This window comes from Bradyrhizobium commune, from assembly GCF_015624505.1.
In the GTDB taxonomy this organism is placed as follows: Bacteria; Pseudomonadota; Alphaproteobacteria; order Rhizobiales; family Xanthobacteraceae; genus Bradyrhizobium; species Bradyrhizobium commune.
Genome location: NZ_CP061379.1, coordinates 6,584,755 through 6,598,730, shown reverse-complemented (window position 1 = coordinate 6,598,730; position 13,976 = coordinate 6,584,755). Strand labels below are relative to the sequence as shown.

Sequence of the window (13,976 nt, the reverse complement as noted above, 5' to 3'; positions counted from 1 at the left end):
GACGCTCGCCATGTCATTGCGCCGCCTCATTACGCCCAGCGAGCGAAGCAAGCTCGACCCGTTCGTCGTCGCCACCGGCGACGCCAGCCCGCGCGACCAGCGCGACCTGATGGAACGGCCATTCTTCTCGCTCGCAAAGGCCAAGCGCACGACGCCGATCCTTTATGAAGCCGGCGACATCCGCGTCGAGGTTTATGCGGTTCCCGAGCACGGCATGGCGACGATCTGGGACGCCGACGTGCTGATTTGGGCGGCCAGCCAGATTGTCGAGGCCGAGAACCTCGGTCTCAAAACCTCGCGCTTCCTGCGCTTCACGCCTTACCAGCTCCTGACAGCCGTGGGCCGGCAGACCGGCGCCCGCGACTACAAGCTGCTGAAGGGGGCATTGGCCCGCCTGCAGGCGACGGTTATCCGCACCACCATCCGGCAGGGCAAGCATTGGCGGCGACACCAGTTCTCCTGGATCAATGAGTGGGAGGAATGCGCGACGCGCGACGGTCGGGTGCAGGGGATGGAATTCGTCCTCCCCGACTGGTTCTATCGCGGCGTCATTGATCGCTCACTCGTTCTCACGATCGATCCGGCCTATTTCAGCCTGACCGGCGGGATCGAGCGCTGGCTCTACCGCGTTGCGCGCAAGCACGCCGGTCGCCAGCCGAGAGGCTGGCTATTCGAGGTCGCGCACCTCCATGCGAAGTCGGGCAGCCTGGTGCGTGTTTCTGATTTTGCGCTGCAGATCCGGCGCATCGCGGCGCGCCAGCCGTTGCCGGGCTATTGCTTGCGTATCGAGCGGAAGGCGCGCCGCGAGTTGCTGCGCATCGTGCCGGCGAAATTATCCACTGCCCCTGTGGACGGTGCTGTGGAAGTGCTCGGGACTTCGCACGCAAACCGGTTCGGGATTCCGTACGCAGCCCTATCGGGACTTCGCACGCGCGAACCGCAACTAACGCTTTGGCCGGAAACCGTGATTCCGGGCCTTAACTTAGAGTCTAACTTAGAATCTAACTGTTGTAGTGGGGCGGTACGTCTTGCGGATAACGCCGCGGCGAGTGGTGCTGAGCCGCAGCCAACCAAGCCTCCAAGCCAACCATCTCTGCCGCTTCTCGACCGCAAGACGGGAGGCAAGCGATGATCGTCGCCGTGCTCAACCAGAAGGGCGGGGTCGGCAAGACCACGCTCGCCCTGCATCTCGCCGGTGAATGGGCGCTGCGCGGAAAGCGCGTGACCCTGATCGATGCCGACCCGCAGGGCTCGGCATTGGACTGGTCGCAGCAGCGGGCACGGGAGAACGTCCCACGGTTGTTCGGCGTCGTTGGCCTCGCGCGCGATACGCTCCATCGCGAGGCGCCGGAGATCGCGCGCACCGCCGATCATGTCGTCATTGACGGGCCGCCGCGCGTCGCTGGCTTGATGCGTTCGGCGCTGCTGGCGTCTGATCTGGTGCTGATCCCCGTGCAGCCTTCGCCGTTCGATGGCTGGGCGTCGGCCGAGATGCGCGCTCTGCTGCGGGAGGCTCGTATCTACCGGCCACAGCTCGCCGCGCGCTTTGTCCTCAACCGCTGCGGCGCGCGCACGATCATCGCCCGCGAAACCGCTGAAACGCTCGCCGATCACGATCCGCCGGTGCTCGGAAGCACCATCGGCCAACGCGTCGTCTTCGCCGATGCCGCGCAATCCGGCCGCCTCGTCTTCGAGTTCGCCAAGCAGTGCGCCGCCGCCCGTGAGATCACCGCGCTCGCCGCTGAAGTCGCGAGGTTCGCGCCATGAGCGAGCGCTCCACCAAGCGCGGCTTCGCGTCGCGCCCTGGCGATGCCGAAAGCTGGATCAAGGCCAGCGATGTAACGCCACGCGGCGTGAATGACGCAGCCGCCTTCACCGCGCGACTGACCATCGACGTCACACAGGCCCTGCGCGGCCGCATCAAGGTCGCCGCGTTCCAGCGCGGCGTCACCGTGGCCGAGATGCTCCGCGAATTGCTGGCGCGCGAATTCCCCAACGATCCCGGAGAGCCGTCATGAACGACAACGAGGCCTTGCCGCCGCGCGCCATGCCGCCCTCGCACCGGCGCGACGTTGTGCTCACGCAAGTCGAACTGACCTGGATCGAGAAGAGGATCGAGCACTGGCTCCGCTTCGGCCGGCGCACTGAAGAGAAGATTCTCGACCGCCGTCGCAGTATTTCGAGCTTTGCGCCCGGCAGCATCTTCGGCTTCGTCCGCTGGGCATCGAACGACTACGGCACCGTCGTCTCGCGCATGGACATCGTGTGCGCCGTAGCGCCCGGCAATCGCTATCAGACGCTGCCGTTCGTGCGGCCCGGTGGCGAGATCCTTCTTCGCGTCGATAGCTGGCCGAAGGTCGAGCGCGTGCTGCAGGCGATCGACGCCATCGAGGCGCTAAGGATCGATCCGGCCGACGTCGCACCCGAATACTGGCGGCATCTGCACAACCGCCTCGCCGCCGGCCATGAGCCGCGCGCCTACACGCGCGAGCAGCATGTGGCCTGGCTCAAGCGCCGGAGCGTCACGCCATGACCCGCTTCGGCTACGTGATGTTGACATACATAGCGATGCTCGTGGCGAGCGGCCTCGCGTTCGTTCATCCCGCGCCGCGGCTGATCTGGAACGCCACGGCGAGCACGCCGATAGGGCTGTATGCGCTGCATCCGGTTGGAGAGCTGCACGCCTTGGAACTGGTCGCGGTGCGACTACCGGAGCCGATCGCAGGCCTGCTTGCCGACGGCGGCTTTCTTCCGAAAAGTGTGCTGCTGCTGAAGCATGTGATGGCGCTGCCAGGGCAAACCGTGTGCCGGTCCGGCGAGGCCATCACCGTCGATCGTGTCGATGTCGGCGCCGCACATGATCGCGACCATCTCGGCCGTCCGCTGCCGCGCTGGAGCGGCTGCCACACCCTGCAACCGGGCGAAGTCTTCCTCATGAACCCGTCCGTCCCGGACAGCCTGGACGGCCGCTATTTCGGTCCGCTCCCCGTCACCTCGCTCGTCGCCCGCGCGGTCCCGCTTTGGACCGACGAGGAGGGCCATGGCCGCTTCGTCTGGCGCGCCGCCACCCATTGACCCGCTTCCCAACCCGCCAACCAAGGAGATTTCCCATGGCGCAAATCGGTCAGTTCACCCGCGAGAAGTCCGGCTTCACCGGGCGCATTCAAACGCTTCTTTTCGAGCGGATTCTCATCCTCACTCCGGCCGAATCCTCGCATGCCGAGAATGCGCCGGACTACCGCATCCACCTTGGCGATGCCGAGGGCCCGGAGATCGGCGCAGGTTGGAAGCGGACTGGAGAGAAGGCGGGCGACTACGTTTCGCTCATCATCGACGACCCGGCGCTGCCGCGGCCGATTCGCGCCAACCTCTTCCAATCGGGCGACGACAAATCGGCCTGGGTGCTGAACTGGAATCGTCTGCCCCAACGTGCCGAGCGGGATTGATTGCATGCAGAGTCCTGGTACGCGTGCCGGCAATCAGGCGCATCCAAGCTCCATCCCTTTGTTTGCGGGAAAGCCGTCTCATCCCTTCGTCCCGCTCGAGCGTCAGTCGGCCGTCGCGCACAGCGGCGGACAAGGGCGGCCGCAGGCCGGCGCACCGCGCGAACCCTTGACGGATGCGAGCACGAGGGCACGCTCACGTCATGGCGGAGACAAGGCGGGTTTTGCCATCCTTCTCGCTGGCCTGCTCGTGATCGGCGGGCCATCGCTGGCGGTGTCCGCACAGGCCGCACCGGCGCCACGTCAGTCGGCGAGCGATCGCTATGCCATGCCTGTGGCGGAAGCCGCGCGGCGCTTCGGCATTCCGGCGGCATGGATTCGCGCCGTGATGCGGATCGAGAGCCATGGTGAGCCGCGCGCGGTTTCACCCAAAGGCGCGCTCGGCCTGATGCAACTCATGCCCAAGACCTGGGCGGATATGCGCGCTCGCTATGGTCTCGGACGCGATCCCTTCGATCCGCATGACAACATCCTGGCTGGCGCGGCCTTCCTTCGCGAGCTGCATGACCGCTACGGCTCGCCGGGCTTCCTCGCGGCCTACAACGCGGGCCCCGGCCGCTACGAGGATTACCGCGACAGACATCGTCCGCTGCCAACGGAGACCACAGCCTATGTCGCGGCCATCGTCCCTTTTGTCGATGCGGAGAGGACGCCAGAACCTCTCCTCATCGCGGCCTTCTCTCGATCATCCTGGACGTGGGCGCCGCTCTTTTTCGGGCACGCTGAGGGTCCGCCATCTGCCGCGCGAGCGACACCTGATCGACCCACGAACGACATGCCGGCTGCGGTTCGCGTGCACGATCTCTCGGCCATCGCGCCGCGGTCGGAGGGTCTGTTTGTCGCACTCGGGGCAACGGGACGATCGCAATGAATGGGCGACGTCGCCAACACGAAAATCCGGATCGATACACGGCTGCGAGCACCCGTGCTGCGGACATCTGGATATCCGCTGCGCGATGGCGGCGAGCTACCGCCATCGGTTCCGAATTCGTGCGGAGGCGTGTTTCAGCATGTTCTTGCGAGAAGGAAAGAGCAGGCGAGGGAGAAGAGCAGGCAACGAGTAAGCGTCCGGCGGCTGCACATCGGGCAGCTCGTGATATCACTCGTCAGTTTCCACGTCGCGGGCGTCCCGTGACGGACATTCGGTTTACATTCGAAACGCCACAACATGGTCATGACGCCAAGACGTTCGGGTTTGCTGCTGAAGGACCCTCGCTCACGCGGCAAGAGTTCGCGCAGGAGTGCGATCATAACGTGCTGATGGCGTACGGGCGATGCCTTCGGCCCGCGCTCTACTCGTCGCTTCGCTCCTCACCGAGCCACCCTACGGGTGTCTCGGCCCTTCGGGTAACGATCGCTATCGCAAACGCTCGCAAACAGTGGGGGCTTCGCAAGTCAACTGCGAAGTCGCTGCGGCTCTTTCGCAATGAATCGGCCACCAGCCGCCGTGTTCGGGCAGGCGCTATGAGAGGATCCACCGCAACGACCCGAACTGCATTTTGTCGCAAACCGCCGCGTGCACCGAGAGCCTTTTGGCTTCGAAGTTGGGTCCTGGGAACCAGCGACCGGGAGAACATGAGGAGAGAAGCAACGACCGAACGAGGGCGAGATAAAAGGCCGCAAGGTGCGGCTCGGTCGGTCGGTTGTTCTTGCTTTAGTTTTTCTCTGATTTGGCAATGTGTGGCTTCGCCGCGCAATGTGCGCTTCACCATCAACTCATTGCAGGGTTTCTGCTTCTCGCACATTGCCGAGGCTGGCAATGGCTGAAGAGAACGATTTCCAGGCGCGACCCGGCCGCATCCGCTCCTCGCGAAGCCAGCGCGCCAAGCCCTTCATCGCGCAGGCCCTTGCCGCGGCTCAGCGCGCCGGTGGCGGGATCTCGCGACAGGGTCGCCTCGGGTCCGCCAGCCGCTCGACCTTCGGCCGCGGCCGGGTCGCCAGCGTGCGGGCAAACCGTCTGCTCACCGGCCGCTCGCGTCTGGTGACGATCAAGACCCGCGTCGTTCGTCATAGAACGCGCTCGGCGCCGCTCGGAGCCCATCTCGGCTACCTCCGGCGCGAGGGCGTTACCCGGGACGGGGAGAAGGCCCGGCTGTTGGGCCCGGGCACCGAGGATGCCGATCCAAAGGCCTTCGCTGAGCGCTGTCAGAATGACCGCCACCATTTCCGTTTCATCGTCTCGCCCGAGGATGCGCCCGAGATGGCCGACCTCAGGGGTTTTGCGCGGGAGCTGGTCGGGCAAATGGAGAAGGATCTCAGCACCAAGCTGGACTGGGTGGGCGTCGATCACTGGAACACCCAGCACCCGCACGTCCACCTCATCGTGCGCGGCATCGCCGAAGACAGCCAGGACCTCGTCATCTCCCGCGACTACATCAAGGACGGGATGCGCGCCCGCGCCCAGGACTTGGTCGCGCAAGAGCTGGGATTGCGCACCGATCTCGATATCCGCCGCTCGCTCGAGCGCCAGGTCGAGGCCGAACGCTGGACACAGCTCGACCGCCAGCTTGTTCGCGACGCAGACCGGCACGGCGTCATCGACCTTGCGCCCAATCCGGCGCAGCAGCCCGATCAGTTCCATGCGTTGAAGGTCGGCCGGCTGCGGCGTCTGGAGAGTCTCGGCCTCGCCCACCAGATCGGGCCAGGGCAATGGGTCATGGACGAGGCCGCCGAGACGACGTTGCGCGAACTCGGCGAGCGCGGTGACATCATCAAGCGCATCCATCGCGGGCTGACCGAACGTGGCATCGAGCGCGGGACCGCGAGCTACGTGCTATCAGGCGAAAGCCTCGACGTCCCCGTCATCGGACGCCTCGTCGATCGTGGTCTCGACGACGAACTCAAGGCAACCGCCTATGCGGTGGTCGACGGCGTCGATGGCCGCACTCACCACATCAGGCTCCCCGACCTCGACGCTGCCGGCGACAGCGCGCCGGGCTCGGTCGTCGAGCTCCGCAAATTCGATGACGCACAAGGCCGGCGTCGTGTCGCGATCGCCGTGCGCTCGGATATCTCCATCGAGGATCAGGTGACGGCCAGCGGCGCGACATGGCTCGACCGGCAGGCCGTCGCACGCGACCCTGTGGCGCTTGGCCAAGCTGGCTTCGGAGCCGAGGTCCGCGAGGCCATGCAACGGCGGGCCGAGCAGCTTATTGAGCAGGGTCTTGCAGAACGCCAGGCGCGCGGCCTCGTCTTCTCGCACAACCTGATCGGCACGCTTCGACGCCGGGAGATCGAAGCCCTCGGCAAGCAGCTCGCGGCGGAGACGGGTCAGCCGTTCAACGCGGCCGCGGCGGGCGAGTATGTCGCCGGCGCTTATCGGCAGCGCTTCGCGCTCGCCTCCGGCCGCTTTGCCATGATCGACGACGGGCTCGGCTTCCAGCTCGTGCCCTGGACACCCTCACTCGAAAAGCAGCTCGGCCGTCACGTCTCCGGCGTGGCCCGCAGCGACGGCGGCATCGATTGGGGTTTTGGGCGCAGCCGGGGGCTCGGGCTATGAACGATCCCTCCAACCACCGACTTCGGGAAAGGACGGCCGCCATGTCCGCGACCAAGATTCTCTGGGGCCAGGTCGTCACGGTCTTCGCGATCGTCCTGTTGACGATCTGGACCGCGACGGAGTGGACCGCCTGGCAGCTCGGCTTCCAACCGCAACTGGGGCAGCCCTGGTTCGAGCTGCTGCATTTTCCGTTCTATCTCCCGCCCGCCTTCTTTTGGTGGTGGTATGCCTACGACGCCTATGCGCCACAGGTTTTCATCGAGGGCGCCTACATCGCAGCATCCGGCGGGATCATCGCCGCGGCGGTGGCGATCGGCATGTCGGTCTGGCGCGCCCGCGAGGCGGAGAATGCCGAGACCTATGGCTCCGCCCGATGGGCTGATGCAAAGGAGATCGAGCAGGCCGGCTTGCTCGGGCCTGATGGGGTGGTTCTCGGCCGGTTTGAGCGCGCCTATCTCCGCCATGACGGGCCGGAGCATGTCCTTTGTTTCGCACCCACCCGGAGTGGCAAGGGCGTCGGCCTCGTCATCCCTTCGCTCCTGACCTGGCCGGGGTCGGCGATCGTCCACGATATCAAGGGCGAGAATTGGCAGCTCACCGCCGGCTTCCGTGCTCAACATGGCCGCGTGCTCCTGTTCGACCCGACCAACCCAAAGTCCTCGGCCTACAATCCGCTGCTGGAGGTTCGCCGCGGCGAGTGGGAGGTGCGCGACGTCCAGAACATCGCCGACATCCTGGTCGACCCGGAGGGTAGCCTCGAGAAGCGGAACCACTGGGAGAAAACCAGTCACGCGCTCCTGGTCGGCGCCATTCTTCACGTCCTCTATGCCGAGCAGGACAAGACGCTCGCCGGCGTCGCAGCCTTTCTGTCCGATCCGAAGCGGCCGATCGAGTCGACGCTTGCCGCCATGATGCGCACGCCCCATCTCGGTGAGGCCGGCGTCCATCCCGTCGTCGCTTCCGCCGCGCGCGAGCTGCTGAACAAATCCGGCAACGAACGCTCCGGCGTCTTGAGCACCGCGATGTCGTACCTCGGCCTCTACCGGGATCCCGTGGTGGCGGAGGTGACACGGCGCTGTGACTGGCGGATCACCGACATCGTCGGCGCCGACCAGCCGACCACGCTGTACCTCGTGGTTCCGCCTTCGGACATCAACCGCACCAAGCCGCTGATCCGCTTGATCCTCAACCAGATCGGCCGCCGCCTGACCGAGGATCTCCAGTCCAAGGCCGGCAGGCGCCGGCTCCTCCTGATGCTCGACGAATTCCCGGCGCTCGGCCGGCTGGACTTCTTCGAGTCCGCCCTGGCCTTCATGGCGGGTTACGGCATCAAGAGCTTCCTGATCGCCCAGTCGCTGAACCAGATCGAGAAGGCCTATGGCCCCAACAACTCGATCCTCGACAATTGTCACGTCCGGGTCAGCTTCGCGACCAATGACGAGCGGACCGCGAAGAGGGTGAGCGACGCGCTCGGCACCGCGACCGAGATGAAGGCAATGAAGAACTATGCCGGCAGCCGGCTCGCGCCTTGGCTCGGTCATCTGATGGTGTCGCGGTCGGAGACCGCCCGCCCGCTGCTGACGCCCGGCGAGATGATGCAGCTGCCGCCATCGGACGAGATCGTCATGATGTCGGGTCTCCATCCGATCCGCGCGAAGAAGGCGCGCTATTACGAGGACGGGCGCTTCCAGGAGCGCATCCTGGCGCCGCCGACGCTGACCAAACCCAATGATGGGCGGCTGGACGATTGGAGTTCCCGGCCACTGCCGCCCCGTCCAACGACATTGGAGGCGTCGACCGACGACCAGACGGACGACGAAGATCCAAGGACCGCTGACCGCAGGCGGCAGCCGGAACTGGTCCGAGACATCGTGGAAAACAAGGAACCGATCGATAACGAGTTCGCGTCTGACCTCACCGACGAGGCCGATGAGGATGCCCCGCGGATCAGGCGCATGACCGACATCATGCAGGGCGTCGCGCGCCAGGCATCGCTCGATCCCGGCGACGATCTCGGACTGTGAGGCAGGCATGACCGCGCCGAAGAAGAAAGCCCAGATGTCGGTCTATCTCGATCCTGATGTCATGAAGGCGCTGTCGGCCTATGCCGCCCGGCGCGAGCAGTCGCTGTCGCTCATCGCCGAAGCCGCCATTGCGTCCTTTCTGTCGCCGGACGCCGACGAACGGCGTGAAGCAGCCATTGCCAAGCGCCTCGACCAGATCGATCGCCGGATCGCGCGCCTTGAGCGGGATGTCGGGATTTCGGTCGAGACGATCGCTCTCTTCATCCGCTTCTGGCTCACGACAACACCGCCACTCCCCGAACCGGCCGCCAAGGCCGCGCGGGCACAGGCCGGAGCGCGTTATGATAACTTCGTCGCAGCGTTGGGTCGCCGACTCAATCAGGGCCCGAAATTGCGGCAGGAGATCCCGGAGGATGTTCAGCAGACTGGCTCGCTTCAAGGTGACTAAAACGTTTCTCTTGAAGTTCAATGCAGCCAAACTGACCACGAAAATCAGGATTTCCGCGACTGCTCCTGACCTCTGGTCCAAAGGTATAGCCCGCCGACGCAGACCACGATGACCACGCTACATGCCATGTAGAGAGTTGCCTCGGAGGCTCCTCGCATAATTGTGGGGAGGAGATATATCGCAAGCCCGAAGCCGCCTGTAAGCAAGGTCGTGAACGCCTGCACGCGGCCAATCATGCCGGCATCCACAACAGTCAAAAGGTGGCCGTTGGCCACCGCTCGCGACACGTTCCAGAGCATGCCGGCCACACAATAGAGAACGATGGCGACGTCGCGATTCGGCGCGAGAGAGAAGAAGAACAGGGATGCGCCAGCAATAGCCAGGATTGCTGGTGTGAGACCTTGCAGACGTTTCGCTATGGACGGAAGACCCACCACCGCCAGTGCGACTATTCCAGTGATCGCGGCAGCCATTTCGAGCAAGCCAAAAAGGCCACTGTCACCGCCGAGCGATCGGATCACAAAACCCGGAAGGAGAAGGTTGGTAACCTGGATCACGGCAAATGCCAGCCCGACAGTCGCCGCCGCTGAGAGGGCTTGAGGGCTGGTGAGCAAATAGCTGAGAGCCTGCCGTGAAGCAGGAAGCAAGCTAAGCCGTTGAGACGATCGGACGTCGCGGGCCTGCGCTGTGATCGGCTTCAACAAAGGAAGACATGTGAGAGCCGCCGCCGCAAACATCAGTGCGGACGTGGGACTGCCGAGCCTGTCGATGGCAAGCCCGGTAGCACCCGTCCCGATCGCTATGCCCAGCTGATTAAAAAGGGAAAGTCGAACGGCGAACCCCATGCGTTGTGCTTCGGGGACGATTGCCTGCAAAATGCCGCTCAGTGATCCCGACAGGAGCGCGAAGCCGAAGGCTCCCAATACGCCGGAACTGATGAGGAGAACTGGCGATAGAGAGTCTGTAGCGAATCCAGCGGGCGCGAGAAGGGCCAGCCCCAAGGCTCGGATCGTCTGCCCCGCCACTGTGACCTGTGCGCGATCATGACGATCGGCCAGGTGGCCGGCGACCGGTGCGAGCAATATGCCGGCCATGCTCGATGAGAGTAACACCACTCCAACCAGTCCAGAACCACCAATGTGGAAAGCTACCCAAGCAGGCAGAACAATACCGACACCAACGATAAAGAAAGAAGCCGACGAAAAGGCGATGAACAGAGGTCTTTCCAAACCTTTCACGTTGAATTTGCCTCAAGGGAGATCGTGGTTGGCATTGTCGTCTCCTAGTGACCTGACAAATTCGCCGATTCAAGAGGCAGTTTTGCATCTGACATTTGCGATGTCCTAGGGGCTGCTGGGAATCATCGCGCGTCCTGGCGATATCTGCAGGAAACCTGCGTCGTACCGCGCAAAACATCCGCTAAGAGCCGCAGTAAAAGTGCGAACATGCCGTGGTTCGCTTTCATGGTCATAAGAGTCTGCTCGGGTAGGCAGGTATTCGCCAATCCGCCGACCACGGTTGACCAAGCTCCGGCAAACTCGCAAACCGAACTAGACAGGAGCATCTGGAGTCCAGTTCTCATGACGTCCGACGACGATGTTTCCTTTAGGGCCGCTTGCCGCGAGGACGCGGAGGCGGTTTTCAACGTCACCAAGGCCTCGATCGGCGGCCTAGCACGCGCATCCTATTCTCGCCATCAAATCGAGAATTGGATGGGTGAGCGTACACCGGCATTTTACGAAGAGCTTATCGCCAAGGGGCGAATGACCGTGTGTATGCGCGGCCGCATTGTGGTCGGATTTGTCGACGCAGAGCCTGGCGAAGTAACACGCTTATTTATCTTGCCAGAAGCCGCTGGCGCCGGACTGGGTCGGCGGCTGCTCGAGATCGGGATTGTCCAGGCACGGTTAGGCCATGACGGTCCAGTGAGGCTCGAAGCGACGATCAATGCCGAAGGCTTCTACCAAAGGCACGGCTTTAGAAGCACAGGCAGGGGCTACTTCTCTCACGGTCTCGGCGGTGAGCCTATCGAGATCGTGCATATGGAACTGTGAACTTCGACACTGCTGCTGCGTCTGTTGCGACAGCACGCCTGGCGATTCGTCGCTTCGCAAACGCCTGCTTTTCGGCTGGCATCGGCGGCATTTCGAACTCCGCCTCACGAGTAATGCAGGTACGGAACTTATCCCGCGGTAGCTCGGCGATCAAAGAGAAAATCCCTGACGTCGATATCGATGTAGACACTATAGACTGTACAATTTGCTGTCGAATGCGCGGTCTCTCGGTGATCCGCTGGCGAGGAGAAACAATGTCTGAAAATGATTACGATGCGTTCGCCGAAGCCTATGACGCTGACAACGAGACCAATGCCTGGAATGCCTATTATGAACGGCCGGCAATTCTTTCTCTGGTTGGGAATGTCGCGGGATTTCGAGTACTCGATGCGGGATGCGGCGGTGGTGCGCATGCTGCGGCCCTCGTTGATCGCGGGGCGATACTGACCGGTATCGATTCGAGTGCAGGCTTGCTGGAAATCGCGCAACGCCGCCTAGAAGGACGAGGGCAATTCCTACTGGCCGACCTGAATGAACCATTGCCATTTGACGATGGCGCTTTCGATCTGATCGTTGCCTCGTTGGTCATGCACTATCTGCCGGACTGGTCACCGCCTCTTTCGGAGTTCAATCGCCTGCTGGCCCACAGCGGTCGCCTGGTTATTTCCACGCACCATCCCTTCATGGGTCACCAGTTGGGCGGCAGCGACAATTACTTCGAGACCTATAGCTTTAGCGAGACCTGGCAGCGTGGTGGCGAGTCCATGACGATGCGCTTCTGGCATCGTCCGCTTCATGCCATGTTCGACGCCCTCAATTTGGCTGGATTTCACATCGATATATTGCGTGAGCCACAGCCCGATCCGCGCGCCCGCACTCGCTTCCCGGAAGCCTACCAGAGCCTGACGACTAAGCCCCGATTCCTCTTCTTCTCGGCGGTAAAAGCATGAGCTCGGTCCTTGTGGTCTCAGGCTTGTGAGGCGAGCACATCGCGTCACAGACGAGGTTCAATTGAGCGGCCGGAGAGATGGCAGTATCCGACTGCACGCAAATGTCGTCAGTAGCCGCTTGTATCTCTCAGCGCGTCCACAGATGAGCCCACGTCCCAGCAAGTATTCTTTCTCTGCTCTACGCACGATCCCTACGACGATCGAATACTTGTTGAACTGATCCATTCCCTGCCTTTTCTATCCATCCCCGTCGCCGATCGCTTGCCGCGATTGGCCTTCGACGGGGGGACGATCGTGGCGGGCACTTCACTCCATTCGGAAGCCTTTTCGCGTGGCACGCGTATGCGGCGCACCGCGCTGGGCCCCGCGATAGCCACGTTCCTCGAAGACCCATCGATCGTCGAGGTGATGCTCAACCCCGACGGCCGCCTCTGGATCGACCGGCTGTCCGGCCGGCTGGAGGATAGCGGAGGAACGATGTCCGCCGCCGACGGCGAGCGGGACCGTGCGCCTGGTCGCGCACCATGTCGGCGCTGAGGTGCATGCCGAGAAGCCGCGCGCCTCGGCCGAGCTTCCCGAGCCGGGAGAGAGGTTCGATGGGCTTCTTAAGACCGTAGTTGCGGCGCCGGTCGCCAGCTGTTTGCCGGTCTCGAAAAGGTTCACACGCTTGAGCAATTGATTGCAGGAGAAGGTTGCCCATTACAGCGAAGTGGTCGCCGGACTTCAAACGATCGCCATCGTACCGCGTCCCTTGACACCTTGGGTGACACCGTGCGAGGCGCTGGATATCGAGAATGCGGCTCACTGCCCGCTTCGAGCTTGCATTCGCTGACACGGGAACGGCAAAAAATGAATGAAGCGCCTCGCTCGCCGCCAAAAATCACCGAAACAGTTATCGAGCCTACCGTCAAGTTGCGAGAGAGTACCATCGGCAAGTGCTGCGAAATACTCGAGAACAGTATCGTTGAGTATTCGACACTTGGCGATTACTCTTATCTCGGGCAGGGCTGCATAGTCGGGAATGCAGAGATTGGGCGCTTCTGCGCTGTTGCCGCGCAGGTTCGGATCGGTGCGCCAAATCACCCCATCGGCCGTCCGTCGCTGCACCGTTTCACCTATTGCCCCGAATACTATTCGGAGACGGCGCAGCGCGATCATACCTTCTTTGCCGAGCGACGGGACCATCAAGTGGTCATCGGCAATGACGTTTGGATTGGCCACGCGGTTATCGTGCTGCCCGGCGTGACGGTGGGCGACGGCGCTGTGCTGGCGGCGGGCGCGGTGGTGACGCGCGATGTGCAGCCTTACACCATTGTCGGTGGTGTGCCCGCCCGCCAGATTCGGGAGCGATTTAGTCGTGAGACGGCGGCAAAGCTTGCTCAGGTTGCCTGGTGGAACTGGCCATTTGAAATCATCATGGCACGTCTTGGGGACTTTCAGTCGACCGACGTCGAGGCTTTCTGTGCGCGATGGGCCGAAAGCTCCTAGTCAAATACGG

At 63.2% G+C, this 13,976-nt stretch carries 14 protein-coding genes and 1 pseudogene; 14 read left to right on the top strand and 1 reads right to left on the bottom strand.

Annotated elements, in window-relative coordinates; genetic code table 11:
• Positions 1 to 10: 10 nt before the first annotated feature.
• The 10 genes from IC761_RS30910 to IC761_RS30865 all read left to right on the top strand — a co-directional run bounded on the left by IC761_RS30910 (position 11) and on the right by IC761_RS30865 (position 9,474).
• Positions 11 to 1,132 carry a replication initiator protein A gene (locus IC761_RS30910; protein ID WP_195804828.1) on the top strand — a complete coding sequence of 374 codons (1,122 nt, stop codon included), beginning with the start codon at positions 11 to 13 and terminating at the stop codon, positions 1,130 to 1,132.
• Positions 1,129 to 1,767: a ParA family partition ATPase gene (gene parA, locus IC761_RS30905; protein ID WP_195800417.1), complete on the top strand. Its 639-nt coding sequence runs from the start codon at positions 1,129 to 1,131 to the stop codon at positions 1,765 to 1,767. Before IC761_RS30910 ends, parA begins: the two co-directional genes overlap by 4 nt.
• Entirely contained in the window at positions 1,764 to 2,018 is a 255-nt protein-coding gene (locus tag IC761_RS30900) for a hypothetical protein (RefSeq protein WP_195800416.1), read from the top strand. Before parA ends, IC761_RS30900 begins: the two co-directional genes overlap by 4 nt.
• Positions 2,015 to 2,533, top strand: coding sequence for a DUF2840 domain-containing protein (locus IC761_RS30895; RefSeq protein ID WP_195800415.1), 519 nt, complete (start codon positions 2,015 to 2,017; stop codon positions 2,531 to 2,533). The genes IC761_RS30900 and IC761_RS30895 overlap by 4 nt, the downstream gene beginning before the upstream one ends.
• On the top strand, positions 2,530 to 3,075 hold the full coding sequence (locus IC761_RS30890; RefSeq protein ID WP_195800414.1) for a S26 family signal peptidase: 546 nt from the start codon (positions 2,530 to 2,532) through the stop codon (positions 3,073 to 3,075). The genes IC761_RS30895 and IC761_RS30890 overlap by 4 nt, the downstream gene beginning before the upstream one ends.
• Positions 3,076 to 3,110: 35 nt before the next feature.
• Entirely contained in the window at positions 3,111 to 3,446 is a 336-nt protein-coding gene (locus IC761_RS30885; RefSeq protein ID WP_195800413.1) for a DUF736 domain-containing protein, read from the top strand.
• A 247-nt stretch (positions 3,447 to 3,693) separates the two neighbouring features.
• On the top strand, positions 3,694 to 4,374 hold the full coding sequence (locus IC761_RS30880; protein ID WP_246791385.1) for a lytic transglycosylase domain-containing protein: 681 nt from the start codon (positions 3,694 to 3,696) through the stop codon (positions 4,372 to 4,374).
• Between the two features lie 888 nt (positions 4,375 to 5,262).
• Complete coding sequence (locus IC761_RS30875; protein ID WP_195800411.1) at positions 5,263 to 7,002, top strand: relaxase/mobilization nuclease domain-containing protein; 1,740 nt, start codon at positions 5,263 to 5,265, stop codon at positions 7,000 to 7,002.
• Positions 7,003 to 7,043: 41 nt separating this feature from the next.
• Positions 7,044 to 9,026 carry a conjugal transfer protein TraG gene (locus IC761_RS30870; RefSeq protein WP_195800410.1) on the top strand — a complete coding sequence of 661 codons (1,983 nt, stop codon included), beginning with the start codon at positions 7,044 to 7,046 and terminating at the stop codon, positions 9,024 to 9,026.
• 7 nt (positions 9,027 to 9,033) lie between these two features.
• The gene (locus IC761_RS30865) at positions 9,034 to 9,474 is read left to right on the top strand and encodes a CopG family transcriptional regulator (protein ID WP_195800409.1); all 441 of its coding nucleotides are present in this window, start codon (positions 9,034 to 9,036) and stop codon (positions 9,472 to 9,474) included.
• A 44-nt stretch (positions 9,475 to 9,518) separates the two neighbouring features.
• Here IC761_RS30865 and IC761_RS30860 read toward each other — a convergent pair whose 3' ends face one another.
• On the bottom strand, positions 9,519 to 10,712 hold the full coding sequence (locus IC761_RS30860; RefSeq protein WP_195800408.1) for an MFS transporter: 1,194 nt from the start codon (positions 10,710 to 10,712) through the stop codon (positions 9,519 to 9,521).
• 342 nt (positions 10,713 to 11,054) lie between these two features.
• Here IC761_RS30860 and IC761_RS30855 point away from each other — a divergent pair, with 342 nt between their 5' ends.
• The 4 genes and pseudogenes from IC761_RS30855 (at position 11,055) to IC761_RS30840 (ending at position 13,966) form a co-directional block, all read left to right on the top strand.
• Entirely contained in the window at positions 11,055 to 11,528 is a 474-nt protein-coding gene (locus IC761_RS30855) for a GNAT family N-acetyltransferase (RefSeq protein ID WP_195800407.1), read from the top strand.
• A 254-nt stretch (positions 11,529 to 11,782) separates the two neighbouring features.
• Positions 11,783 to 12,478 carry a class I SAM-dependent methyltransferase gene (locus IC761_RS30850; RefSeq protein ID WP_195800406.1) on the top strand — a complete coding sequence of 232 codons (696 nt, stop codon included), beginning with the start codon at positions 11,783 to 11,785 and terminating at the stop codon, positions 12,476 to 12,478.
• 342 nt (positions 12,479 to 12,820) lie between these two features.
• A pseudogene (locus IC761_RS30845) lies at positions 12,821 to 13,106 on the top strand (P-type conjugative transfer ATPase TrbB); the annotation flags it as partial.
• A gap of 221 nt (positions 13,107 to 13,327) precedes the next feature.
• Entirely contained in the window at positions 13,328 to 13,966 is a 639-nt protein-coding gene (locus IC761_RS30840; RefSeq protein WP_195800405.1) for a DapH/DapD/GlmU-related protein, read from the top strand.
• Positions 13,967 to 13,976 lie beyond the last annotated feature (10 nt).